This is a genomic window from Catellatospora sp. IY07-71 (genome assembly GCF_018326265.1).
Classification (GTDB): Bacteria; Actinomycetota; Actinomycetes; order Mycobacteriales; family Micromonosporaceae; genus Catellatospora.
Map to the genome: position 1 here is coordinate 3,736,872 of NZ_AP023360.1, position 23,220 is coordinate 3,760,091.

The following is a 23,220-nucleotide window of genomic DNA, read 5'->3' on the forward strand; positions in this document are numbered from 1 at the left end:
GCCCGGCTGCGAGAGCGCTCTCGTCCAGAGAGCGCTCTCACGTTACGGCCACGAAACGCCCACCGTCAATGGACGGCGGGCGTCTCGCTCTGCCGCGCTGGTCAGAAGCTGCTGAGCAGCTTCACGAACGTCTCGTCGAGCATCGTCGGATCCTGCGCGTCGAACGTCTTGCCGGCACTCGCCTTGGCGATCGCCTGCAGCGTCTTCAGGTCGGAGCTCTTGTCGAACGCGATGCAGAAGACCTTCACCGGCCGGTCCGGGTCCAGCGCGATGTCCTTCAGCAGCTTCTTGAGGTCGTTGTCGGCCGGGTACTCGTTCTCGCCGTCGGTCAGCACGACCACCGCGTTGACGCGGGTGCGGTCGTAGTTGGCCAGCATGTAGTGGTGCGCGGCGCGCACCGTGGCGTAGAGCGCGGTCAGCCCGCCCGGCTTCATGGCGCGCAGCTTGGCCGTGTACGCGCCGGAGTCCAGCTTCGACAGCGGATACTGCACCCGGTAGGGCAGCCGCTCGCCGCCCTGCCGCGACGAGAACGCCCACAGCCCGACCCGGTCCTCGCTGTTGAGCAGCGCGATGCCGTCCGAGGCCGCCTCGACGGCCACCTCCAGCCGGGTGCGGCCGTTGACCTGGTTGGCCGTCATCGAACCGGAGACGTCCACCGCCATCAGGATGTTGGCCTTCTTGCGCAGGGTGGCCCAGTTCGCCTTGATCGCCTGCACCACGCCCGGCGCGGGCGGCTCGAAGTACTTCTGCACCGCCTCCTGGCCGCCGACCGTCGCGATGAGATCCTTCGATGCCACCATCTCGTGGTCGCGGAAGCCGATCGCCTCGAACTCCGCCTGCTGCTCGGGCTCCTGCAGGAACGCCAGGAAGTCCGCCGCACCGCGTTGCTGCGCCGCGCTCGCCCGGGGCAGCACCACATACGGGTGGTCCAGGTTGAACGTGCCCTCCTTCGGGTAGAGCGCGACGAGCGGCTCCTTCGGCTTCTTACCCGGGGTGGGGCTCAGCTCGCCCTGGTTGTAGAGGTAGACCAGCTCCTCCTGGGTCACGATCGCGCTCAGGTCGGACGCGGCGGCGCCCTCCACGGTGGACAGGTCCACGGCCGCCAGCGAGCGGAGCAGATCCACCACGTCGTCGCTGTAGTGCGACACATTGGCCTCGATCCGCCGCACGAACCGGGTCACGTCCGCGTTGCGGATGTCGGCCTCGGTCAGGTCGCTGGAGCTGTTCGACGCCGCGTAATACGCCGCGATCGTGGCCGCCAGGCCCGAGGTGGACAGGTTCGGGTTGTCCTTGCCGAAGGTGAACCGGCCCCACTCCGGTTTCCCGAACGACGCCCAGCCCTGCTCGCCGGACATGCCCAGGATGTCGCCCCAGCCCAGCGGGCCGCGCTGCTTCACCTGCGCCGCCTTCGCCGCGGGCATCGCGATGACCAGCGGGCTGTTGGCGATCGACGGGAACTCGGTGCCGCCCGGCGTCTGCGGGGCGCGCTTGTTCGCGCGGTCCAGCAGCTCCAGCTGCCCGGTCCACAGCGTCGAGGTCGGCAGCCAGACCTGCGGCTCCGGGATCCGGTTGCCCGCGACCTCGGCCCAGTTGCCGGCCAGCGCCTCCATCGCCTGGCCGGAGGTCAGGCCGTGCACGCTGATCTGCGCGCACTCGCCGCCGTACGCCCGGCCGCTGTCGTTGTAGCGCCGGGCCAGCTTCTCCACCTGCACGTTCTTCTCCGTGGAGGAGACCACGTCCAGGCGTACGCAGTCCGTGGGGCCGAAGCCGCCGCCGTAGCGCCCGTACAGGTAACCGCCCGCGGCCAGCGCCACGGTGAGCAGCGCCGCGACCGCGACCGGCCAGCGGCGACGGCGGCGCGGCGGCTGCGGCCCGACCGGCTCGGGGCCGCGCGGGGCGGGCACCGTCGGGCCGGCCATCGTGCCCGGACCGGCCACGTCCTGGCGGGTCGGCGGCACCGGCGGGACGGCACCGAAGTCGGGTGCGGTCCGGCGCGGGTCGGCCGCGGTCGCGGCGGCCGTACGCGGGTCGACCGGCAGCCGTGGCGCGGTCTGCGTCGGCGGAGCGGGGGAGACCGGCTGCGCGGTGATCGTGGGAGGGCTCGCCGGGACGGTCGGCGGCGGCGCGGGCACCGCGACGGCCGTCGCGGCGTCGCTGCCCTCGCGCAGCGCGGCGTTCAGCGGCACCGCCCCGTGGCCCAGCAGCCGCAGCAGCACCTGCTCGGCGGTCGGGCGGGCGTGCTGGTCCTTGGCCAGGCACTCCTGCACCAGGCCCAGCAGCGGCCCGGACAGGTTGCTCAGGTCCGGCTCCTCGTGCAGCACCCGGGCCATCACGGTGGCCATCGAGTCGTGCCCGAACGGGCCCCGGCCCGAGGACGCGAACGCCATGGTGGCCGCCCAGCCGAACACGTCGCAGCTGGGGCCGACGTCGACGTTGCGGAAGCGCTCCGGCGCCATGTACGGCACGGTGCCCATCACGTTGCCGGTCATCGTCTCCGAGCCGAGCGCGCGGGCGATGCCGAAGTCGATGACGCGCGGGCCGTCCCCGCCGAGGATCACGTTGTCCGGCTTGAAGTCGCAGTGCACCACCCCGGCCTGGTGGATCGCGGCCAGCGCGGTCGCGGTGCCCACGGCCAGCCGGTAGAGCGCGTTGCCGGACAGCGGGCCGTTCCCGCGCACGTGCCTGTGCAGCGTCAGGCCCTCGATGTACTCGCTGACGACGTACGGCGGCTCGGCGTCGAGCTCGGCCTCCAGCACCTGCGCCGTGCAGAACGTCGCCACGCGCTGCGCGGCGGCGATCTCCTTGGCGAAGCGGGCCCGCGCGCGGGCGTGCTGGCGCAGGTCGATGCTGAGCATCTTGACCGCCACGCGCCGCTCGTCGCCGTCCACACCGAGGTAGACGACGCCCTGCCCGCCCTGTCCCAGCCGGCCGATGAGCCGGTACGGCCCCGCCTCGCGGGGATCGTGGGCCGTCAGGGGCGCGACGTTCGGCATCGGAGCACCGGCCGCACCGGACATCCGCCCTCCTGAAAGTGAAGATCGTTGACTACGAGCCGTAAGGATAGTCAAGGCGTTCCACGGTCGCGCTCGCGGAGGCGAGACGGCCTCGCTATGTGGTACGGCGGGTTGTGCCGATCACTGTTCGAACAGCATCTCGGCGATCTCGGCCAGCAAGCTGGAGTGATTGACCTGGAAGAACAGCCTGCCATCGGCCGGAATCCGCCAGCCGCGTTCTCTCAGATGATCCAGGAACAGTCCCTGTGGGATCGGTGATGCAGCGCTGAACATCGTGCGCGCACCCGCGCTCCAGGACGGATCCGGCTTCGCAGGGATCACCCGAGGATCTTCGGTCATGTCCTGCGCGGTGACGAAGCAGGAGACGATCGTGACGCCAGCATCCCGGAGGGATGCGAACCGGTCGGCCGGGTCGCCGTCGGTCGGCTCACCGTCGGAGACGACGAACAGCGTGGCCGGTGGTCGAGCGTCGTTCTTGGCCATGTCGGCGAGCTTGCCGAGTTCCCTGGCCACGAGGCTGACGAATCGGGCGCCCGCCTGCCCCTGCTCGTCAGGTCCGCTGCGGCGAAACGCACGCCAACTCTGGCGCAGGTCGCTCCAGGAGATGTCCGGACTCGCACGGTCCGCCTGCTCACGCGCGAATCGTGCCGTCGCCTGCTCCAGGGCAAGGCACAACGGCGTGTTTCCGTAAAGGATCTCATCGACGCCGGAACTGCCGAGTCCGGCGTTCACTCGCTTCTCAAGCAAGGTGGCCAGCTCGCCCGGAGTGAGGGTGGTCGGACCGACTCGAGTCAGCCGGTCCGCTACCACCTCGGCGAAGGTGACCCGACGGCTCGACATGGTGCGAACTATCTGTTCCGCTTCCGCGAGCCGGGACTGAAAGCCATCATCGTTCGCCTTCACCACGAGCCACAATCCGTTCCAGGCGTCGGCGGCTCCGCGGATCCTCAACTCACCGCGGTCGCGTGCCTCAGCGAGACGAAACTGCTCCTCGGACATGTTGGGCAGAGTGCGGGTCAGGCCCTGTAACAGAGCGGGCGATTCGCGCAGGTTCGCCAATAGCATGGCGGCCTCGTGCGGGCTCAGGTTGCGCCGGATCCAGGTACGCCACCCGGCCTTCCCATGGCGCAATGCCAACCGGTCCAACTGGTCATACGGGTTCTCGCCCGCACCAGGTTCCTCAGGCGAATGCACGACAGATGCCGCCTCGGGCGACTCTTGCTCATCGACGAGCCGCAGCAATGAGAACAAGTCGCACACTTCACCGGCAGCCGCCGTCAGGCCGAACGCGTAGGCGAAGATGCGCATCGGCGGTCTGCGCTGGTCGGTCGCCGTGGTGTCGACGGTCGCGGACGATGCCCGTGCGGCGGCCGTGCGCAATGCCTCCGTCCAGCCGTCCAGCCGGTCGACCACCCGGCCGGTGTCATTGCGAATGCTTGACTTCATCGACGCCGAGACGTCGATCAGCAGGCCGACGACATTAGGCAGCCACCCGGCGGCCTCGGCGCGGTCAGTGCTCACGTGCCAACCCCATCACTCCACGTGGTCGAGACAGCTCCCGTCATCGGCCCTTCGGAAGCAGGTCCGTCTCCCCGGAGCCGGGCACCGACAGAAGGCCGACGAAACCATCGAGCGTCGCCGAATGGTTGACCTGTATGAAGCAGGCCGCATCGGGCTCCACCAGCCAGCCTTCGCGCAGAAGGTGTCGGCACAGCGGGGAGTCCACGTCCAGCCGGGATGCCATGTTGAACAGCCGGATCGCCCCCTCGGGCCAGTCGGCTCCCGGGGCGGCACGCACCAGCCGTGGAGAGGCCAGGTCCACGTTCGTCAGGTAGCAGGAGACGATGGCCACGCCAAGGTCGCGGATCTCGTCCGCGATCGGCTCCGGGTCACCGTCGGTGGGCTCGCCGTCCGACACGAGCAGCAGGATAGGCGCGGTTCGTTCTGTCGGCGTTCGTTCGAGTTCGCGTACGAACCGGTCGCGGATCTGCCGTAGTGCGGCGCACATCGGGGTATCACCGTAGATCAGCGGTTCGGCGTCGCCGAGCCTGGCGGCGCTGCCGCGCCAGAACCTGGCGAACTCGGAGATCTCCATCGTGGTGTCGCCTATCTCGTCGAGCCGCATGGCCAGCCGCCGCTGCACCTCCACTGCGACCTTGCGGCGGACCTCGGCCTCACCGAGGCCTTCGGCGAGACCGATGAGGCCGCCAAGACCGTAAGCGCGGGCCAAGCCGGCCAGCCCATCGAGGCCGCCGCCGTTGTACTGCGCCCGCATCTCAGCCGTATAGCGATCCGCAAGTGTCTTGACCTCCGCGGGGCTCATCACCCCGTCAGCCGCCTTGAGTAGCGAGAACATGTCGCAGACCGCGCCGCTGCGCAGACCGAACGCGTACCCGAAGACCCGCACCGGGGGGACTGGTCCGGCCTGGGCCCGCGAGAGCTCGCCGTCGGCGAACCGTTGCAGGGAGTTGCGCACGCTCTCCAGCCGGGTGCGCATGTCGCTGCTGCGGTTGTCGAAGCTGTCCTCCATCGAGCCCGATACGTCCAAGGCAATGCCGATCAGGGCACTGGTCTCCCTGACCGCCAGCCCGTCCGCCGGCTCCGACCGGGTCGGTACGGAAGCCGGTGATCGCCAGGTCTCGCCTTGGCGGAGCAGCACGGGTGTGGTGTGCTCCCGGCTCCCGGCGAGCCGCAACGCCACCAAACCCTGCTCGTATGAGAACTCGACCCCCTTACCCGCGCCGATCGAGTCGTAGAACGCCTCGGAGAAGGTGATCGCGGCCGCGTCGGAGATCGGTTTCTCCATGGCGACGGTGAACCGCAGGCCCAGCGAAACGAACTCGCCCTGGTTAAGGGAGTAGCACGCGTTGAGTACGACGCACTCCAGCGGTGGGGCGTATGCGGCCAGCAGATCGGCGAGCGCATCCTGGGGCGGGATGTAACGAGCTCCGTGACTGTCCTCGAACAGCAGGCCGGTTCGCGTTCCGTGCCCGGAGAAGTGCACGATGCTGAACTCGTCGTCCAGCAGCGCTCGCCGCACGTCATCCACAGTGGTCGCATGGCGCACGACGAGCTGGATCTCGTCGCGATGACGGCTGCGCCGTACGCATTCCCGGATGGTCCGGTCTTCCTCGCCGAGCCTCAGCGCGTCGGTTCCCACAGGATTTGAGAAGAGGGCAAGGACCTTCTTCACGGTGCTCCTCACAGCCGGGCGGGCGTACGCGATGCCCGCGATGTGGGTCTCACCTGGTTCTGACGGACAGCCAGGAGCACCGTGCTGGATTCAGCGGTACCGCTTCCTCTCCCTCACATGGATCGCGGCACGAGAAGGCCTAGGCGGGCGTGGAGCGAGGCCGGACGGAGTCGCGCTCCACCAGCCGGGCCGGGAGGATGATCGGGCAGGGGCGCTCTCCGGCCAGCAGCGCCACCAGCATCCGCGCCATCTCCCGGCCCAGCGCCTCGATCGGCTGGTGGATCGTGGTGAGCTGCGGGTCGGTGTGCAGCGCGGCGGGCAGGTCGTCGAACCCGATCACCCCGACGTCGCCCGGCACGTCGCGGCCGTACGCCCGCAGCACCCGCAGCGCGCCCGCGGCCATGTCGTCGTTGGCCGCGAACACCGCGTCCAGATCCGGGAACGCGTCCAGCAGCCGGGTCATCGCAGCGGCCCCGCCCGGCTCGGTGAAGTCGCCCGCCGCGACCCTGTCGGCGGGCAGCCCGGCCTCGGCCATCGCGTCCCGGAAGCCGCGATGCCGGGCGGTCGCCACGTCGGTGTCCAGCGGGCCGGTGATCGTCGCGATACGCCGGTGGCCGGTGCGCAGCAGGTGCTCCACGGCGAGGCGGGCGCTGGCCCGGTTGTCCACGTCGACGTACCAGCGCGGCTCGACGTGCAGCGGGCGGCCGCCGAAGACGACCGGGATGGCGGTCTCCTCCGGCAGGTGGGCCAGCGGGTCGTCGCCGCTGAGGGCCATCAGCATCACGCCGTCGGCGCGGCGCGCCCGCACCAGGCGGCGCAGTCGGTCGCGGCCGTGCGGGGACGGTGCCGCGACCAGCATCAGCTCCAGGTCGGTCTTGGCCAGCTCGGCGCTGACCCCGCGTACCACCTGGGCGAAGAACGGGTCGCCGAAGGCGGCCGGGTCGTCGTTGGGCATCGCGAACACGACCGAGCCGACCTGGCTGGTGGCCAGTGCCCGCGCGGTCGGGTTGGGCACGTAGCCCAGCTCGGCGATGGCGCGCTCGACGGCCTCGCGCTTGGCCCGGCTCACGTGCGGCGCATTGTTGATCACCCGGGACGCGGCGGACCGGGAGACCCCGGCCAGGGCTGCTACCTCGTCCAATGTGGGTTGCCGTGACGGTTGGGGGGTCCCCATGGGGTGGTCTTGTCTCCTCTTGGGCGCGGTGGGCAAAGGGTAACGCGCGGTGCGCGGATCCGTACCCCCGCGCGAAGGCGGATCCTGGAAGCGCTCCCGGGGGGTCACGGGCGGCCTCGCCGGATCCGTGCACCACATTCCCCGCGTCGATCGCCGCTGGAGGCGTGCGCGTGCCACCCGGACCTCTGGCCGGCGACTGCCCTCTGTCGCCGGACTCCCGGGAGCGCTTCCAGCCCAGTGTATGCATGCCGTCCACATTGGCCAACACTGAGTCGACATCGTTCACGAAGGATTCAAGTCCTGCGAGTGCGGCGGGCCGGAAGCGCTTCCAGTCGTCATGGATAGGAGAACCGTCTTGCCTATTGGCACATCGTCAGTTAAGAATGTTTACCGGACGGTTTCTTCCAGGTTCGGCCTGGTGGGGCAGGACCCGTCTTGCCACGTCATGCCGAAACGGAGGACACGTCGTGTCTCGATCCATCCTGCCCGCCGTGCGCTGGTGGCTGGCCGCCGCCGTCGCGCTGCTCGCCGTGCTGGCCACCGGCCTGGTCGCCGGACAGCGCCCGGCGCAGGCCGCGCCCGCCTTCAAGGTGCTCGCCTTCTACAACGGCACCTGGGACGCCGCCCACATCGACTTCGACAAGGAGGCGCTGGCCTGGTTCCCGCAGGCCGCCGCACAGAACAACTTCACCTGGGAGGCGACCACCGACTGGAGCCGGCTCAACGCCACGCACCTGGCCCAGTACAAGGTGATCATGTTCCTGGACGACGCCCCGCCCGCGGACCGGCGCGCGGCGTTCCAGCAGTACATGAGCAACGGCGGAGCCTGGATGGGCTTCCACGTGACCGCGTTCAACACCGACCCGAACACGTGGAGCTGGTACTACAACACGTTCCTGGGCACCGGCGCGTTCGTGTCGAACACCTGGGGGCCGACCGCGGTCACCCTGCGCACCGAGAACCGCGCCCACCCGTCCACGGTCCGGCTGCCCGCGACGTTCCCGTCCGCGGTCAGCGAGTGGTACTCCTGGCGCAACGACCTGCGGCAGAACCCCCGGATCGACATCCTGGCGTCGATCGACCCGGCGTCCTACCCGGTCGGCACCGACCCGAACCAGACCTGGTACGGCGGCTACCACCCGATCATCTGGACCAACCGCGACTACCGGATGCTGTACGCGAACTTCGGGCACAACGCGATGAACTACAGCACCAACACGCGGCTGTCCTCGACGTTCGCCAGTGAGACGCAGAACCGCTGGCTGATCGACGGCCTGCTGTGGCTGGGCGGCGCCACCGCCAATCCCAGCCCGAGCGTGCCCGCCTCGCCGTCACCGTCGGCGTCCACCGGCCCGATCTCGCCCACCGCCTGGTACAGCGTGGTCAACAAGAACAGCGGCAAGTGCGTCGACGCGCGCGCCGCCGGGTCCGCCAACGGCACCGCCATCCAGCAGTACACCTGCAACAGCTCGCAGGCGCAGCAGTACCGGTTCCAGCCGACCAGCGGCGGATACACCCGGGTCGACATCCGGCTCAACGCGGCCCGGTCGCTGGACGTGACCAACGTGTCCACCGCCGACAACGCGCCGATCCAGCTGTGGACCTACGGCGGCGGCAACAACCAGCAGTGGCTTCCCGTCGCCGAGGGCGGTGGCTGGTATCACCTGGTCAACCGCAACAGCGGCAAGTGCCTGGACGTGCCGGCCGCGTCCACCGCCGACAGCGTCCAGCTCGTGCAGTACACCTGCAACGGCACCGGCGCCCAGTCGTTCCGCCTGGTCCAGCAGCCCTGACCCGGCATGAGCCGGGCTCCCGCCACGACCTGGTGGGAGCCCGGCGCGTGGCGTCGAGGCGCGTTACCCCGGTGGCCGCGCTGCGGCTGTGCACCGCCCGGCCCACCACCCGAAGTCGTGGCCCGGGCCGGGCTTGATCGTCCGACTTGCCTGGCAGGTGGGCGAATCATGAACGCGGATGCGCCCATGTGCCAGGCAAGTCGGATGATCAAGCGGCGGCGGGCTCCTGCGGCTGCGGCAGCGGGCTGGTCGCCTCGGCGGTGACGTCGGTGATCTGGTCGACGACGGCGGGGCCGTACGCGTCGGTGTCCACCACCCGCAGCATCAGGCTGAACGGGCGGTCGCCGTAGGTCTTCGCCAGCCGCGCGTACTCCGCCCGCAGGTGCCGTGCCCCGGCCTGGTTCGACAGGGCGGTCTGCCCGCACAGCAGGAACACCGGCCGCCCGCCGTTGGGCCCGAACACCCGCGCCAGCAGCACGTACTCGACCCGCCCCGGCTTGCACTCGTACACCTGCCCGCCGATGGTGAACGTCAGCGGGTTCGGGCTCGTGCCGCTCACGCCCACGCCGGGCAGCATCCGGCGCAGGTGGCTCTCGGTGCGCGGGTTGAACGTCGGCCCGCCCACGCAGAACTCGGTCAGCTCACCGAGCCCGAGCGGCCGGTCCTCGAACGAGGCGATCTGCGGGCGGCTGCCGCAGTCCCGCGCGATCACCGCCAGCTCCAGCAGCGCACCCATGTCGACCCGGTGCACGCTGTTCGGGTGCGGCGAGGCCGCGTGGCGGGACACGAAGAACACGCACGGCGCCTCCGCGGCCAGCCCGAAGAACGTGCGCATCCGGTGCAGCCGCCGCCGGCGCAGGGCGTACTGGGTCAGCCACACCGCCGCGGCGGCGATGGCGCTCGCCAACAGATTGATCGTCAGGTCCCACACGGGCCCCATCCTCGCCGATCACGGGCCGCCCGCGCCAGACCGTCGCACCTGGACGGTCCGGCTCAGGAACGGTTCCAGCGCAGCGACAAGCCGACCGCGCCGACCAGCAGCAGCGCCCCCGCCAGCACGAACCAGACGGTCACCTCGACGTCGCGCTCCTGCGTGACGATCGTGCTCGGCAGGTCGGTCAGCACCTCGTTGAGCTGGTCGGCGTCCTCGGCGCGGAAATACTCCCCGCCGGTCAGCTCGGCCACCGCGGCCAGCGTGTCCTCGTCGATCAGCTGCGCGCGCCGCCCGCCGCCGAAGCGGCCCTGCCACTCCGGCCGGGTGCCCATGCCGCCGCTGCCGATCTGGTCGGGGCTGCACACCATCGGCGCGGGCTCGGTCGTGCCGAACCCGATGGTGTACACCCGCAGCCCGCGCCCCGCCGCCTGCTCGGCCGCGGTCACCGGGTCCACGCCCTGGGTGTTCGCGCCGTCGGTGAGCACCACGATGGTGTCCGGCACGAACCCGTCGCCCTCCGGCCGGGTCGTCTCGCCCAGGTCGACGCCGATCGGCACCACCTCGGGATTGATCTCCGCGACCGCGTCGATCGCGGTCAGGATCGCCTGCCCGATCGCGGTGCCGCGAGCCGTGGTCAGCCCGTCGATCGCGGCCAGCAGCGCCTCCCGGTCCGTGGTCGGGGCCACCAGCAGGCCCGAGATGCCGGAGAAGGCGACCAGCCCGATCTTCGTGCCGCCGTCCTGCGAGCGGACGAACTCGCGGGCCGCCTCCTGCGCGGCGGTCAGCCGGTTCGGCGGCACGTCGGTCGAGCACATCGACTGCGACACGTCCAGCGCCAGCACGATCGAGCTGCTGCTGGTCGGCACCCGCAGCGACGCCTGCGGGCGGGCCACGGCCGTGCCCAGCGCCAGCAGCGCGAGCACGAACAGGGCCACCGGCAGGTGTCGCTGCCAGCGCCTCGGGCCGGGCAGCGCGGCGCGGATCAGGGCCAGGCTCGACACCCGTACCGCGAGCTTGCGTCGCCGCTTCAGCATCCACCAGCGCAGGACCAGCAGCAGGGGGGCCGCCACCAGGGCGGCCAGCGCCCACGGCCAGGTGAGCGACATCAGACGATCCTTCCGTACCAGCGGATCATCAGCAGTCCGCCGAGGGTCAGCAGGAGGAGCGCGATCCCGGCCAGCGGGCCGGTCAGCTCGACCAGCTCGGGCTGGGTGGTGATGCGCAGGTCGATCGCGTCGCCGATGTCGTGCAGGGCCGCGGCGTCGCGCGCCGGGTGGTACTCGCCGCCGGTCGCCGCGGCCAGGGCGGTCAGCAGCTGCTCGTCCAGTGCGGTGGCGACCTGGTAGCCGTCGACCTCGACCGTGGTGCCCTCGACCGTGCCGACGCCCACCGTCTCGATGCGCACCCCGGCCCCGGCCGCGAGCATCGCCGCCGCCTCGGCGTCGGCGGGCGCGTCGTCCTGGCCGTCGGAGAACACCACGATCGTGGCCGAACCCCAGTAGCCCAGGTCGGGCAGCTCGGTCGCGTCCTCGGCGGGCAGGTCCACCGGCTCGCCGACGATCGCGCCCAGCGCGGTCAGGATCGCCTGCCGTAGCGATGTGCCGCCGCTGGGCGTCAGCCGGGAGATCGCCGCCTGCACCGAGCGCCGGTCGTCGGTCGGGGCCTGGGTGAGCAGTCCGCCCTGCCCGAACATCACCACACCGATGTCGACGGTGTCGGGCTGGGCCTCCACGAACGCGTTGGCGGCGGTCTGCGCGGCGGCCAGCCGGTTGGGCGCCACGTCCTCGGCGGCCATGCTGTTGGAGACGTCGAAGACCAGCACCACCGTGCCGGACACCCGGGGCACCGGCAGCTCCGCCTGCGGCCGGGACAGCCCCGCCAGCAGCAGCGGCAGCGCCGCCAGCATCAGCGCGTACGGCAGGTGCCGGCGCAGCCCCGACCGGCCCGTCGCCGTCGCCCGGGGCGCGTTCGCGCGCGAGCGGCGCAGCAGCACGTACCCGGCGATCAGGCCCGCGCTGAGCAGCAGGCCGAAGACCAGCAGGGGTGGATACAGCACCGTCATCGGGGCCTCCGCCGGGACCGGTGCACCATGCCCACCAGGGCGTCGACCAGGTCGGTGTCGGTGGTGACCCGGTGCGCCACCGCGCCCGCCCGGGTCACCGCGCCGTCCAGCGCCGCCTCCCGCTCCCGCGCCTGCGCCCGGAAGCGCCTGCGCAGCAGCGGATCCCCGGTGTCGACGAGCAGCTGCTCACCCGTCTCCGCGTCCTCGATGACGACCAGGCCCAGGTCGGGCAGCCGCAGCTCGGCCGGGTCGACGATGCGCACCGCGACCACCTCGTGCCGGTGCGCCAGCAGTGTCAGCGCCCGCTCCCAGCCCGGCTCGCCGATGAAGTCCGACAGCACCAGGAACAGCGACCGCCGCCGGGACGTGGTCGCCGCCAGCCGCAGCATCGCCGCCAGGTCGGTCGTGGCGCCGTGCGCGTCGGCGGGGACCGGCCGGTCCAGCTCGTGGGCCAGCCGCAGGATCTGGTTGCGCCCGGCCCGGGGCGGGATGACCCGCTGGTGCCGGTTGTCGTACAGGATCGCGCCCACCCGGTTGCCATGCTGCGACAGCAGCCGGGCCAGGCAGATCGCCAGCTCCGTCAGCACCGACTCCTTGCCCGGCGCGTCGCCGCCGCCGACCCGCATCGACGCCGAGCGGTCCAGCACCAGCCACGCGGTCAGCTCGCGGTCCTCGGTGTACTGCCGCACGAACGGTTCGTCCATGCGCGCCGTGACGTTCCAGTCGATGTGCCGTACGTCGTCCTCGGGCGTGTACGCCCGCAGGTCCGCGAAGTCGATGCCGACCCCGCGCCACACGGTGCGGTGCCCGCCCTGCAGGCGCCCGTCGAGACGGCGCAGCACCTGCCACTCCAGGCGCCGCAGCAGCCGGTCGGAGGCCGCCGTCATGTTCAGCGGCCCTGCAGCGCGAGCTCGGGCACGGGCAGCGACGCCAGCACCCGGTCCAGGATCGCGTCGGCGCTCACCTCGTCGGCCAGCGCCTCGTACGACAGCACCAGCCGGTGGCGCAGGATGTCCGGCGCCAGGTCGATCAGGTCCTGCGGCAGCGCGTAGTCGCGCCCGCGCAGGAACGCCAGGGCCCGCCCGGCCAGCACCAGGTTGATCGACGCGCGCGGGCTGGCCCCGTACGTCACGTAGCGGGCCAGGTCACCCAGGCCGACCAGGGCCGGTTCGCGGGTGGCGTTGGTCAGGCGCACCGCGTACTCGATCAGCGACGGGTCCACGTACACCCGGTCGGCCAGCGCCTGTAGCGCGATGAGCTGCTCCGGGTCGATGACGCGCTGGATCGCGGCGGTCGCCTGCACCGCCCGCTCCACGATCACGAACTCCTCGGTCGGGCTCGGGTAGCCGACCAGGACCTTCATCATGAACCGGTCCACCTGCGCCTCGGGCAGCGCGTACGTGCCCTCGTTCTCGATCGGGTTCTGGGTGGCCAGCACCAGGAACGGCTCCGGCACCTTGTACGTCTCCCGCCCGATCGTCACCTGGTGCTCCTGCATCACCTCCAGCAGCGCCGACTGCACCTTCGCGGGCGCCCGGTTGATCTCGTCGGCCAGCAGCAGGTTCGTGAACACCGGCCCGAGCGACACCTGGAACTCGCCGCTGTGCTGGTGATACATCCGCGTGCCCACGATGTCGGCGGGGACCAGGTCCGGGGTGAACTGCACCCGGTGGAACTGCCCGCCCACCGCCTCGGCCAGCGACCGCACGGCCAGGGTCTTGGCCAGGCCCGGCACGCCCTCGACGAGGATGTGGCCGCGCGCCAGCAGCGCCACCATCAGCCGCTCCAGCAGCGCGTCCTGGCCGACGATGACCTTCTTGACCTCGTACAGCACCTGCTCGACGGTGCCGGGGCCGGGGGTGGCGGGGTTGCTCATCTGTCCGTCCTCAGTGGTTACGCGGATGGGGGATCACAGCTGCGGGCGGGGGCCGTCGGCGCCCAGCGCCGTGCCGATCGGCACGGCGAAGCCGACACCGATGAAGGTGCCCGCCTCGGTCGGGTTGGCCAGCGCGACCACGATGCCGACGGTCTGCCCCCGATCGTTGACCAGCGGCCCGCCCGAGCTGCCCGGGTTGACGGCGGCGTCGAACTGGATCAGCCCGTCCAGCTCGCCCGCCTCCTTGGCGACGATCGAGCGGTCCAGGCCGGAGACGACGCCCGAGGTCGTCGACTGGACCAGGCCCAGCGGGTTGCCGATGGCGACCACCGCGTCGCCGATCGCCGGGCCGCCGCCCATCACCGCAGGCACCAGCACCGACGGCAGCTGTGCCGGGGTCAGCACGGCGATGTCGTGCGCCGGGTCCTGCGCGGCGATGGCGGCCTTCGCGGTGGTGCCGTCCGCGAAGGCCAGCTCGATGGCGGTCGCGCCGCGGACCACGTGCAGCGCGGTCAGCACCGACCCGTCCGCGTTGGCGACCACGCCGGTGCCGGTCGCGGTGCCCGCCTTGCCCGCCGCCTTGATGAACACCACCGACGGGGCGAGGGTCTGGTAGATCTCGCCGACGGTCAGCGGCGCGTCCGGCGACGGCGACGGAGCCGGCACCGCGACGGTCGTTTCCGGAGACGAGGAGGAGCCCCACTGGAAGGCGACCACCGCGGTCAGCGCCAGCACCGCCGCGGCCAGCGCCGCGATCAGGACCCGATGGGGGGTACGCGCACGCGGACCCGGTGGACCGCCCTCGGCCACCACCACCTGCGGGGCTGGCGGCGCGGCGGGCTCGGTCGGCACGACCCTGAAGCGACCCGGCATCACCTGAGCCTAGGGGTGTTACCGAACCGAGACCAGAGCCGTTCGCTGAACGTTCAACGAGAATCACCTCGGAGCAGCCTCGGAGAGCGCCCCTGCCGCCCGCATCCGCGCCGGTCCGGCGACGTGCCGCCGCCCGACGCCTGAAGATCGCGATCTCGTGTCAAAACCAACGCCGTTGACTTAAGGATTTGAGCGGGCTGTCAAGCCTTCTTCGAAGATGGTGACGGTGGCGTGGAAGGTGTAGGTCTGGGTCTGCTGCGGGTGTTTGCCGGCGTTGGGGCCGTATTTGCTGGTCGGGTTCTTGCGGCTGCGGGCTTTGGCGCGTTGGCGTCGTCGGGCGGGTAGCAGGTTGTCCTGCACGGCCTGTCCGATGGCGCCGACCAGTACGGCGTGGCCGGGTGGTGGTATGACGGCTTCGGCGGTGACGACCTGGTCGCGTGCGGTTTCGAGGGCGACGGTGAAGCTGGCCCGGTGGTAGTCGACGTCTGGCAGGGCGTCGACCGCGTCGACGGTGATCCGGATGATCGTCTGGTAGACGGTCAGCAGGGCCCAGAGTTCCTGGTCGATGTCGGCGGGGTGGTGGGAGCGCAGGACCCGCTCGTCCAGGATCGTGGACTTGATCGACAGGTAGGTCGTCTCGACCTGCCAGCGCTGGTGGTAGAGCTGCACGAGGTCGGCCGCGGGGTAGCGGGTGTGGTCGAGCAGGCTGGTGATCAGCCGCCACTGCTCCGTGCGCACGACGCCGTCGGCGTGGGTGATCTCGACCCAGGTCTCGATGACGCGGACCTTCAGCCGGCCGTGGCCGAGAACGGACAGGTAGGAGCCGTCGGATAGCCGGGTCAGGATCAGCGGGACGCGGCCGGCACCGGAGCGGCACAGATACTGCACGCGGGTGGCCGCGATGTCGGCCAGTAGCTTCCAGCTGTCGTAGTAGGCGTCGGCCAGCAGCAGCATCCCGGCGTCGAGTTTGTCCAGCAGCCGGCGGGCGTAGACATGCTCACCGGCGCTTTCGGGCCCGAACGCCGCCCCGAGCAGGGCGCGGGTGCCGCACTCGACCAGCACGACCAGCCGCAGGTACGGGTAGCTGAACGTCATCGCCGGACCCTGGCGTTTGGGGTAGCGCGTCCTGGTGCCGGGCCGGTCGGGCACGTGCAGGGTGGTGGCGTCCACGGCGACGGTGCGAAACCCGCGCCAGAACGCCGGCCCCGTCGTGGGCCAGGCCACCGGGCCGCAGACCGCCTCGAACAGCGCGCGCAGCGGTTTGGGGCCGACGCGGCGGCGGGCGCGGGTCAGCGCCGACGCGCTCGGGCAGGCCACCGCGAGCCCGCGCAGACCGGCGACCAGTTTCGCCCACACCTGCCGGTAGGCGCACGGCTCGAACAGCGCCAGCGCCAGCACGAAGAAGATCAGCACCCGGGTCGGCAACAGCCTGACCCGCCGCTGCGTGGTGCCGGTCTCGGCTGCCACGGCATCGACCAGGTCGAAGTCGAGAACCTGGGTCAGCTCGCCCAGATGGCCCGGCGCGAACGCCCCGGCCGCTACCGTGATCGTGCGCGTGATGGCAGACTGCTGCTGCAACGGGACTCCTCGGGTCAATTCTTGGTCGAACTGATATTGAGGAGTCCCGTTCCATATCGCCAGCCGAGACGGCCTTGACGCGGCGATCAAATCCTTAAGTCAACGGCGTTGGTGTCAAAACCTGTGGTATGGCTGCACATAGTGACACGAAACAGCGATCTTCCAAGGCGGGTCAGGGTTGGTGGCCGTGTTCGGCCGCCTTGACCGAAGCTCCGGCGGCATGGCGGGAGCTTCGGTCAAGGCGGAGGCAGGCGGCGGCTACTCTGCGCGCAGGGCCGTGGCGACGCGGGTGCGGGCCGCCCAGCCCGCCGGGAGTAGCGCGCCGAGCACCGCGAGCACGATGCCCGCGCCGCCGAGCAGGATCAGCTCGCCGATGCCGTACACCTCCATGGCGGACTGCGGCAGGGCGGTGGACGCGCCCTCACCCATCACCGGGATGACCGCGTGGTGCAGCGCCACCCCCAGCGGCACGGCGATCACCCCGGCGAGCAGCCCCAGCCCCACCATCGAGGTGACCACCATGATCCGGGTCTGCCGCGGCGTCATGCCCAGCGCCTTCAGCACGCCGATCTCGTGGATCCGCTCGCGGGTGGTCAGCACCACCGTGTTCAGCACCCCCAGCGCCGCGATGACGCTGAGCAGCACGGTGAGCATCACGATCAGCGCCTGGATGATCAGGAACGTCTCGCTGTCCTCGCTGACGGCCCGGTCCTCGACGTACACGCCGGACGTCTCCTCCGGGTACTTCGCCTGCAGCGCCTGCGTGTACGCGGCGGAGTCGGCGCCCGCCGCGAGCCCCACCTCGACCCGCGCCGAGAACGCCTGCTCCACCAGCGACGCGTCGCCGATGACCGTGTAGTTGTCGCTGCCGTTGATGACCTCCCCGACGATGGCGACCGCGCGCCCGCCGGGCAGGGTGAGCCGGTCGCCGAGCGCGAGGCCGGTCTGCCGCAGGGTGTACGACGAGAGCACGACCTCGCCCGTGCCCGCGTACCAGCGCCCGGCGGCGAGGCGGTGCCCGGCCCAGCTCGCGTCCCCGGCGTATCCGATGAGGAGGACCTCCTCGGCGATGCCCGCGACGCGGACCTCGGCGTCCTCGCGCAGCACCGAGTGCGCGGTGCCCGGCATGGCGGCCACGGTCGCGGCGACGTCCGCGGGGTCGGGCGGGTCGATCGGGGCGCGCGGGCCGCCCGGGGCCTGCGGCGCGCCGCCCTCCGGCGGGGGTGCCGGTCCGAACGCGCCGGGCACCATGACGTTCACCTCGACCACGACGGCGTCGATGCGGCTGAACGCGGTGTTGACCTCGATCATCGACGCGGACAGGCCGCTGGAGAAGACCAGGGTGATCGCGCCGAGCAGCAGCGCGACCACGGTCGCCAGGGCCCGTGACGGCCGGGCCAGCGGCATGCCGAGGCCCAGCGCGACCGGGCGGGGCAGCGCCGACGCGGTCAGCGCGCGGCGGGCCCGGAAGCCCCGGCCGGTACGCGGCGCGCGGCCGACGCTGATCGCCTGGTTGGCGGCAAGCCGCCCGGCCCGCAGCGCCGGCCCGAGCGCGGCGAGCGCGACCAGCAGCGGCGCGGCGGCCAGCACCAGCCCGACGACCCAGAGCGGCACGCCCGCGCCGTCGCCGGGTATGCCGTACGCGTCGTCGGTCTGCGCGAGCATCGGCACGGCCAGCACCGCGCCGAGCCCGACGCCGACGGCCGCACCGGCCAGCGCGGGCACCAGCACCTGCACGACGTACACGGCGACGACCTGCTCGGGGGTGAAGCCGAGGGTCTTGAGGATGCCGATGGTGCGGAAGCCGGAGACGACCGCGCCGTTGACGACGTTGACCGTGATCAGCACGGACAGCACGATGCCGAGGATCGCGAACGCCACCACGAACGGCGCGATCGCCGAGATGGACCGGTTGAGCGCCTGCCGGATGGTCACGTACGTGGTCGCGCCGGTGACCGCGCCCTGCGGGAGGCCGCTGGTGGCGGTGGCGAGGGCGGCGCGCAGCGCCGCGTCGTCGGCGCCGGGGTCGGTGAAGCGGTAGAGCATCTGCCGGGCGGTGTTCTCGCCGGTGAGCACGTCGCTCTGGGTGGGGTGGACCCACCCGTCCGCGGTGCCGGTGACCGACGCGGCGACGCCGACGACCCGCAGCGACACCCCGTTGATGGTGAGCGTGCTGCCGACCTTGGTACGCGGCCCGGCGACTCGCCGGGTCACCACGATCTGCCCGGGCCCGGTGAGCCAGGCACCGTCGGTGAGGGTGAGCCGGTCCACGGGGCCGTGCTGCTCGCCGCGTCCCACGATGACGAACTCCAGGCCGGGCGGCCCGAACATGCCCGAGATCGGTGCGGTGACCACGTCGAACGGGCCCGCGACCGCCGCGACGCCGGTGGCCGTGGCGGTCGCGGCGAGCCGGCTCGCGGGCACGTCGGCGCTGATGGTGGCGGCGGCGTGGGCGCCCCGCGCTTCGGCGAACGCGTCGTCGAACGGCCCGTGCGAGGCGACGAGCAGCCCGACGCCCAGCACGGACGTGGCGGCCGAGAGCAGCACGACGATCCCGACGATCACGGTCTGGAGCCGCCGCCGGGCGACCGCGGCGCGGGCGGCCGCCAGCACGGCGCCCGTGCCCCGGCCGCGCCGGGGCTCCGGCGGGCGGGTGCGCTCGTCCCGCTCAGCGGCGGGGGAGACACCGGTCAGGGCGCTCATGCCTTCTCCTCGCTGCGCTCGTCGGCGGCACGAGTGCTGGTCCGCATGATTCGCTCGCTGCGCTCGCTCATGCGGGCACCGCCTCGGTGGCGCGGCCGTCGCGCATGGTGATCAGCCGCCGCCCGGCGGCGGTGGCCAGCTGCGGGTCGTGCGTCACGAGCAGCAGCGTGAGGCCGCCCTCGGACAGCTCGTGCAGCAGGTCGCGCACCCCGGCGGCGGCCTCCTGGTCGACGGCGCCGGTGGGTTCGTCGGCGAGCAGCAGCTGGGGGCGGTTCATCAGGGCACGGGCGATGGCCACCCGCTGGCGCTGGCCGCCGGACAGGCGGGCCGGGTACTCGTCGGACTTGGCCGCGATGCCGAGCCGGTCGAGCAGCTCGTCGGCGCGGCCGCGGGCCTGGGCGGTGCGCATGCCGGCCAGGCGGGCGGGCAGCAGCACGTTGTCGCGCACGGTCATCTCGTCGAGCAGGTGGAAGAACTGGAAGATGATGCCGATGTGGGCGCTGCGGAAGCGGGCCAGCGCGGTCTCGGTCAGCTTGTCGACGCGTACGCCGGCCACCTCGACGGTGCCGCCGGTCGGCCGGTCCAGCCCGGCGATGACGTTGAGCAGGGTCGACTTGCCGCTGCCGGACGGGCCCATGACGGCGACGGCCTCCCCGGCGTGCACGGTCAGGTCGACGCCGGCCAGGGCGGGCGGCCCGGCGGCCTCGTACGCCTTCGCCACGTCGCGCAGGCGGATCAGTTCGGTCATGGTCGGGTGCCCCCTCCAGGTCGGATACCGGTCCTGGCGACCGTAGGAAGCGGGGGTACGCGGGCGCGTCCGGCGCGGGAGCGAACCTGGCGGGGTGCCGTCCGCCACGATGATGAGGCGGGTAGTCATCACGGTGGACGCCGCGGCCGGGTGAGCTGGGCACAATGGTCGGCGTGCCGACCGTCCTGCGCCGCCTGGCCGCCCGCCTCGGAGTGCCCGCCGCCGATCTCGCCCTCGCGGTGGCGCTCGTGCTGGCCGGGTTCGGGTGGGCGGTCACGGTCAGCGGCGAGGGCGGTGACGCCCCGGCGCCCGTGCGGCTGGACATCCCCGGCGTGTCCCGGATGGAGGAGCGGCCGGCGATTCCCGACATCCCGCCCGTGCCCGACCGGCCCCGCGTGGGTGAGGAGCCGCGGGCGCCGATCGGGCCGCCGCTGCTGCCCGAGCGAGCCGACGGCGGCGGGCTCGACGACGGCATGCTGCTGGTCAACCTGATCGCGGGGGCGGCGGTGGCGGTGCGGCGGCGGTGGCCGATGCGCGCGTTCGCCGTCGCCGTCGGCGGGGTGTTCGTGCTCCAGGACGGCCTGCTGTGGCCCGGCTTCCTCGCGGTGCTGATCTGCGCGTACTCGGCCGTGGCGTACGGGCGCAGCGTGCGCCGGGCCGGGGTGCTGCTGGCGGTCGCGGCGGTGATCTCGGCCTCGCTGTTCTCCCAGTCGATCCCGCAGATGCCGGGCTGGGCCAGCCCGTTCGCGGTGCTGCTGCCCGCCGGGCTGTTCGCCGCCGCGCTGCGCAGCGCCCGGGAGCGGGCCGACGCCGCCGCCCGCCGGGCCGCCGCGCTGGAGCAGGAGCAGGCGGCGACCGCCCGGGCGGCGATGGCCGAGGAGCGGGCCCGGATCGCCCGCGAGCTGCACGACGTGGTCAGCCACCACGTCAGCGTCATGGTGGTGCAGGCCGGCGCCGCTGGGAAGGTCATCGACCAGCGCCCGGACCTGGCCGCTGGGGCGCTGAGCGCGATCGAGGACAGCGGCCGGGCCGCCATGGCCGAGCTGCGCCACCTGCTCGGGCTGATGGCCCCCGCCGACGACCGGCTGCACCCGCAGCCGGGCCTGCGCGAGCTGGACACCCTGGTCGACGCGGTACGCGCCGCGGGCCAGCCGGTGACGCTGCGCCACGACGGCGCCGACGTGCCCGAGGGCGTCGACCTGACGGCGTACCGGGTGGTGCAGGAGGGGCTGACCAACGCGCTGCGCCACGCGCCGGGGGCCGCGACCGCGGTGCACATCCGCCGCGACGGCGCCGACCTGCTGGTCGAGGTCAGCAACGAGGCCGCCGCGGGTGAGCCGGGCGGGCCGGGCGCCGGACGCGGGCTGCTCGGCCTGCGCGAACGCCTGCGCCTGCACGACGGCACGCTCCACGCGGGAGCCGCCCCCGACGGCGGCTTCCTGCTCACCGCGCGCATCCCGGCCGCGTCGTGAGCGCCGCGCGAGGGAGGCTGAGGGCATTAGCGAGCGTGGTGGGCGGGTCGGGTGCCGATGGCACTCGTGCTGGAGCCGAGCGAAGCGGGGGAAGGCATGAGTGAGCCGCTGCGCGTCGTCGTCGCGGACGACCAGGCGCTGGTCCGCAGCGGGTTCACCATGATCCTGGCCGCGGCCGGGATCGACGTGGTGGGGGAGGCGGGCGACGGCGAGGCCGCGCTCGCGGCGGTGCGGCGGCTGCGTCCGGACGTGGTGCTGATGGACATCCGCATGCCGGGCATGGACGGCCTGGAGGCGACCCGGCGGCTGCTCGCCTCCGGCGCGACCACCACGGCCGGAGACCCCACCCGTGTGATCATCCTGACCACGTTCGACCTCGACGAGTACGTCTACGCGGCGCTGCGCGCCGGGGCCAGCGGCTTCCTGCTCAAGGACGTGACACCGGACCACCTGGTGCACGCGGTGCGGCTGGTCCGGGACGGGGACGCGCTGCTCGCGCCGTCGATCACCCGGCGGCTGGTGGACCGCTTCACGTCGGGACGGGGCGTGATCGAGGACCACGGCGCGCTGCCCACGCTGACCGCCCGCGAGCGGGAGGTGCTGGTGCTGCTGGCGCGCGGCCTGTCCAACGCCGAGCTGGCGGCCGAGCTGCAGCTCGGTGAGGCCACGGTGAAGACGCACGTGGCCCGCATCCTGGCCAAGCTGCAGCTGCGCGACCGGGTGCAGGCGGTCATCTTCGCGTACGAGAGCGGCCTGGTCAGCCCCGGCTCGTGACGGCAGAAAAAATAGCGCGGCCCATGGTTGAAATCTGTCGTGGTGGTTATAGAATTTGTGTCGGGCAAGCGAGATGTCTTGCTCGAGGCAATCACCTGGGAGGTGTGTTGATCATGATGCGTTTCGACCCGTTCCGCGACTTCGACCGGCTCGCCGGCGAGGTGTTCGGCACGGCGCGCACTCCGTCGCCGATGCCGATGGACTGCCTGCGCACGGGCGACACGTTCGTGGTCCGGTTCGACATGCCGGGCATCGACGTCGAGAGCCTCGACGTCGCGGCCGAGAACGGCACCCTGACCGTGCGCGGCGAGCGGCGCCGCAACGACCCCGAGGACGCGTCCTACCTGGTCTCGGAGCGGCCCGCCGGGCGCTACAGCCGACAGCTCGTGCTGGGCGACGGCCTGGACGTCGAGGCGATCACCGCCGACTACCGCGACGGCGTGCTGACGCTGACCATCCCGGTCGCCGAGCGCGCCAAGCCGCGCCGGATCGAGGTCACCCGCGGGCGCGACGCCGCGCTGGAGTCGCACGAGGGGCACAAGATGATCAGCGGTCAGGCGAGCGACGACCGCGTGCCGGCCACCGCCGGTGCCGCGCGCTGACCGCGCGGGACACGACCGGCGCCGGGCGGCGGAGCACCCGCCGACCGGCGCCGGTCCCGTAGGAACGGATCGGGCGATGAAGGAACCCACGCAGGGCACGGGCCACACGCCGGTGCTGGGCGACGCGGACTTCCCTGGCTACTCCATGGGCACCGCGGCGCAGGCCATCGGGGTGACCCCGGCCTTCCTGCGCGCCGTGGAGACCGCGGGGCTGTTCGAGTCGCACCGGTCCGGCGGCGGGCACCGCCGCTACAGCCAGGACGACCTGCAGCGGGCCGACCGCGCGCGCGGCCTGGTCGACGACGGCATGCGGCTGGACGCGGCGGTGCGCATCGTCGGTTTGGAGTACCAGCTGGCCGCGGCCAACGCGATGATCGAGATCCTGCGCCGCCGCCTGGGCGACCCGCCCGGCCGCGCCTGACGT

At 72.2% G+C, this 23,220-nt stretch carries 18 protein-coding genes; 5 read left to right on the forward strand and 13 right to left on the reverse strand.

Annotated features, from left to right (window positions below; genetic code table 11):
• Positions 1 to 101: 101 nt before the first annotated feature.
• From CS0771_RS16815 to CS0771_RS16830, 4 genes are all read right to left on the reverse strand, one after another.
• The gene (locus CS0771_RS16815; protein ID WP_212841867.1) at positions 102 to 2,993 is read right to left on the reverse strand and encodes an extracellular solute-binding protein; all 2,892 of its coding nucleotides are present in this window, start codon (positions 2,991 to 2,993) and stop codon (positions 102 to 104) included.
• Between the two features lie 141 nt (positions 2,994 to 3,134).
• The gene (locus CS0771_RS16820) at positions 3,135 to 4,535 is read right to left on the reverse strand and encodes a hypothetical protein (RefSeq protein ID WP_212841868.1); all 1,401 of its coding nucleotides are present in this window, start codon (positions 4,533 to 4,535) and stop codon (positions 3,135 to 3,137) included.
• Positions 4,536 to 4,575: 40 nt separating this feature from the next.
• Positions 4,576 to 6,207: a CHAT domain-containing protein gene (locus tag CS0771_RS16825; RefSeq protein ID WP_212841869.1), complete on the reverse strand. Its 1,632-nt coding sequence runs from the start codon at positions 6,205 to 6,207 to the stop codon at positions 4,576 to 4,578.
• A 139-nt stretch (positions 6,208 to 6,346) separates the two neighbouring features.
• A complete protein-coding gene (locus CS0771_RS16830; protein WP_212841870.1) occupies positions 6,347 to 7,381 on the reverse strand; it encodes a LacI family DNA-binding transcriptional regulator in 1,035 nt (344 codons plus the stop codon).
• A 467-nt stretch (positions 7,382 to 7,848) separates the two neighbouring features.
• On the opposite strand from CS0771_RS16830, the gene CS0771_RS16835 reads away from it, so the two are divergent.
• Positions 7,849 to 9,174, forward strand: coding sequence for a ThuA domain-containing protein (locus CS0771_RS16835; protein ID WP_244870841.1), 1,326 nt, complete (start codon positions 7,849 to 7,851; stop codon positions 9,172 to 9,174).
• A gap of 208 nt (positions 9,175 to 9,382) precedes the next feature.
• Here CS0771_RS16835 and CS0771_RS16840 read toward each other — a convergent pair whose 3' ends face one another.
• The 9 genes from CS0771_RS16840 to CS0771_RS16880 all read right to left on the reverse strand — a co-directional run bounded on the left by CS0771_RS16840 (position 9,383) and on the right by CS0771_RS16880 (position 19,948).
• On the reverse strand, positions 9,383 to 10,105 hold the full coding sequence (locus CS0771_RS16840; protein ID WP_212841872.1) for a hypothetical protein: 723 nt from the start codon (positions 10,103 to 10,105) through the stop codon (positions 9,383 to 9,385).
• A 62-nt stretch (positions 10,106 to 10,167) separates the two neighbouring features.
• On the reverse strand, positions 10,168 to 11,214 hold the full coding sequence (locus tag CS0771_RS16845; RefSeq protein WP_212841873.1) for a VWA domain-containing protein: 1,047 nt from the start codon (positions 11,212 to 11,214) through the stop codon (positions 10,168 to 10,170).
• Complete coding sequence (locus CS0771_RS16850; protein WP_212841874.1) at positions 11,214 to 12,170, reverse strand: VWA domain-containing protein; 957 nt, start codon at positions 12,168 to 12,170, stop codon at positions 11,214 to 11,216. Before CS0771_RS16850 ends, CS0771_RS16845 begins: the two co-directional genes overlap by 1 nt.
• Positions 12,167 to 13,057, reverse strand: a complete 891-nt coding sequence (locus CS0771_RS16855) for a DUF58 domain-containing protein (protein WP_212841875.1) — start codon at positions 13,055 to 13,057, stop codon at positions 12,167 to 12,169. Before CS0771_RS16855 ends, CS0771_RS16850 begins: the two co-directional genes overlap by 4 nt.
• A gap of 2 nt (positions 13,058 to 13,059) precedes the next feature.
• On the reverse strand, positions 13,060 to 14,046 hold the full coding sequence (locus tag CS0771_RS16860; RefSeq protein ID WP_212841876.1) for a MoxR family ATPase: 987 nt from the start codon (positions 14,044 to 14,046) through the stop codon (positions 13,060 to 13,062).
• A 33-nt stretch (positions 14,047 to 14,079) separates the two neighbouring features.
• Positions 14,080 to 14,919 (reverse strand): S1C family serine protease, encoded by an 840-nt coding sequence (locus CS0771_RS16865; protein WP_212841877.1) that lies wholly within the window; start codon positions 14,917 to 14,919, stop codon positions 14,080 to 14,082.
• 180 nt (positions 14,920 to 15,099) lie between these two features.
• Positions 15,100 to 16,497: an IS4 family transposase gene (locus tag CS0771_RS16870; RefSeq protein ID WP_212839295.1), complete on the reverse strand. Its 1,398-nt coding sequence runs from the start codon at positions 16,495 to 16,497 to the stop codon at positions 15,100 to 15,102.
• A gap of 258 nt (positions 16,498 to 16,755) precedes the next feature.
• The gene (locus CS0771_RS16875; RefSeq protein ID WP_212841878.1) at positions 16,756 to 19,200 is read right to left on the reverse strand and encodes an ABC transporter permease; all 2,445 of its coding nucleotides are present in this window, start codon (positions 19,198 to 19,200) and stop codon (positions 16,756 to 16,758) included.
• Positions 19,201 to 19,267: 67 nt separating this feature from the next.
• Positions 19,268 to 19,948 carry an ABC transporter ATP-binding protein gene (locus tag CS0771_RS16880; RefSeq protein ID WP_212841879.1) on the reverse strand — a complete coding sequence of 227 codons (681 nt, stop codon included), beginning with the start codon at positions 19,946 to 19,948 and terminating at the stop codon, positions 19,268 to 19,270.
• Between the two features lie 173 nt (positions 19,949 to 20,121).
• On the opposite strand from CS0771_RS16880, the gene CS0771_RS38785 reads away from it, so the two are divergent.
• The 4 genes from CS0771_RS38785 (at position 20,122) to CS0771_RS16900 (ending at position 23,217) form a co-directional block, all read left to right on the forward strand.
• Positions 20,122 to 21,420 carry a sensor histidine kinase gene (locus CS0771_RS38785; protein ID WP_244870842.1) on the forward strand — a complete coding sequence of 433 codons (1,299 nt, stop codon included), beginning with the start codon at positions 20,122 to 20,124 and terminating at the stop codon, positions 21,418 to 21,420.
• A 96-nt stretch (positions 21,421 to 21,516) separates the two neighbouring features.
• Complete coding sequence (locus CS0771_RS16890; protein WP_212841880.1) at positions 21,517 to 22,194, forward strand: response regulator transcription factor; 678 nt, start codon at positions 21,517 to 21,519, stop codon at positions 22,192 to 22,194.
• 113 nt (positions 22,195 to 22,307) lie between these two features.
• Entirely contained in the window at positions 22,308 to 22,796 is a 489-nt protein-coding gene (locus CS0771_RS16895; protein ID WP_371821419.1) for an Hsp20/alpha crystallin family protein, read from the forward strand.
• Between the two features lie 76 nt (positions 22,797 to 22,872).
• A complete protein-coding gene (locus CS0771_RS16900) occupies positions 22,873 to 23,217 on the forward strand; it encodes a helix-turn-helix domain-containing protein (RefSeq protein ID WP_212841881.1) in 345 nt (114 codons plus the stop codon).
• The last annotated feature ends 3 nt before the right edge of the window (positions 23,218 to 23,220 follow it).

What these genes read in the sequence shown, in the direction of transcription:
- CS0771_RS16815 (WP_212841867.1), bottom strand. Translation starts at nt 2,993, where the DNA reads ATGCCGAACGTCGCGCCCCTGACGGCCCACGATCCCCGCGAGGCGGGG.
- CS0771_RS16830 (WP_212841870.1), bottom strand. Translation starts at nt 7,381, where the DNA reads ATGGGGACCCCCCAACCGTCACGGCAACCCACATTGGACGAGGTAGCA.
- CS0771_RS16845 (WP_212841873.1), bottom strand. Translation starts at nt 11,214, where the DNA reads ATGTCGCTCACCTGGCCGTGGGCGCTGGCCGCCCTGGTGGCGGCCCCC.
- CS0771_RS16850 (WP_212841874.1), bottom strand. Translation starts at nt 12,170, where the DNA reads ATGACGGTGCTGTATCCACCCCTGCTGGTCTTCGGCCTGCTGCTCAGC.
- CS0771_RS16855 (WP_212841875.1), bottom strand. Translation starts at nt 13,057, where the DNA reads ATGACGGCGGCCTCCGACCGGCTGCTGCGGCGCCTGGAGTGGCAGGTG.
- CS0771_RS16860 (WP_212841876.1), bottom strand. Translation starts at nt 14,046, where the DNA reads ATGAGCAACCCCGCCACCCCCGGCCCCGGCACCGTCGAGCAGGTGCTG.
- CS0771_RS16865 (WP_212841877.1), bottom strand. Translation starts at nt 14,919, where the DNA reads ATGCCGGGTCGCTTCAGGGTCGTGCCGACCGAGCCCGCCGCGCCGCCA.
- CS0771_RS16875 (WP_212841878.1), bottom strand. Translation starts at nt 19,200, where the DNA reads ATGAGCGCCCTGACCGGTGTCTCCCCCGCCGCTGAGCGGGACGAGCGC.
- CS0771_RS16880 (WP_212841879.1), bottom strand. Translation starts at nt 19,948, where the DNA reads ATGACCGAACTGATCCGCCTGCGCGACGTGGCGAAGGCGTACGAGGCC.
- CS0771_RS16890 (WP_212841880.1), top strand. Translation starts at nt 21,517, where the DNA reads ATGAGTGAGCCGCTGCGCGTCGTCGTCGCGGACGACCAGGCGCTGGTC.
- CS0771_RS16895 (WP_371821419.1), top strand. Translation starts at nt 22,308, where the DNA reads ATGATGCGTTTCGACCCGTTCCGCGACTTCGACCGGCTCGCCGGCGAG.
- CS0771_RS16900 (WP_212841881.1), top strand. Translation starts at nt 22,873, where the DNA reads ATGAAGGAACCCACGCAGGGCACGGGCCACACGCCGGTGCTGGGCGAC.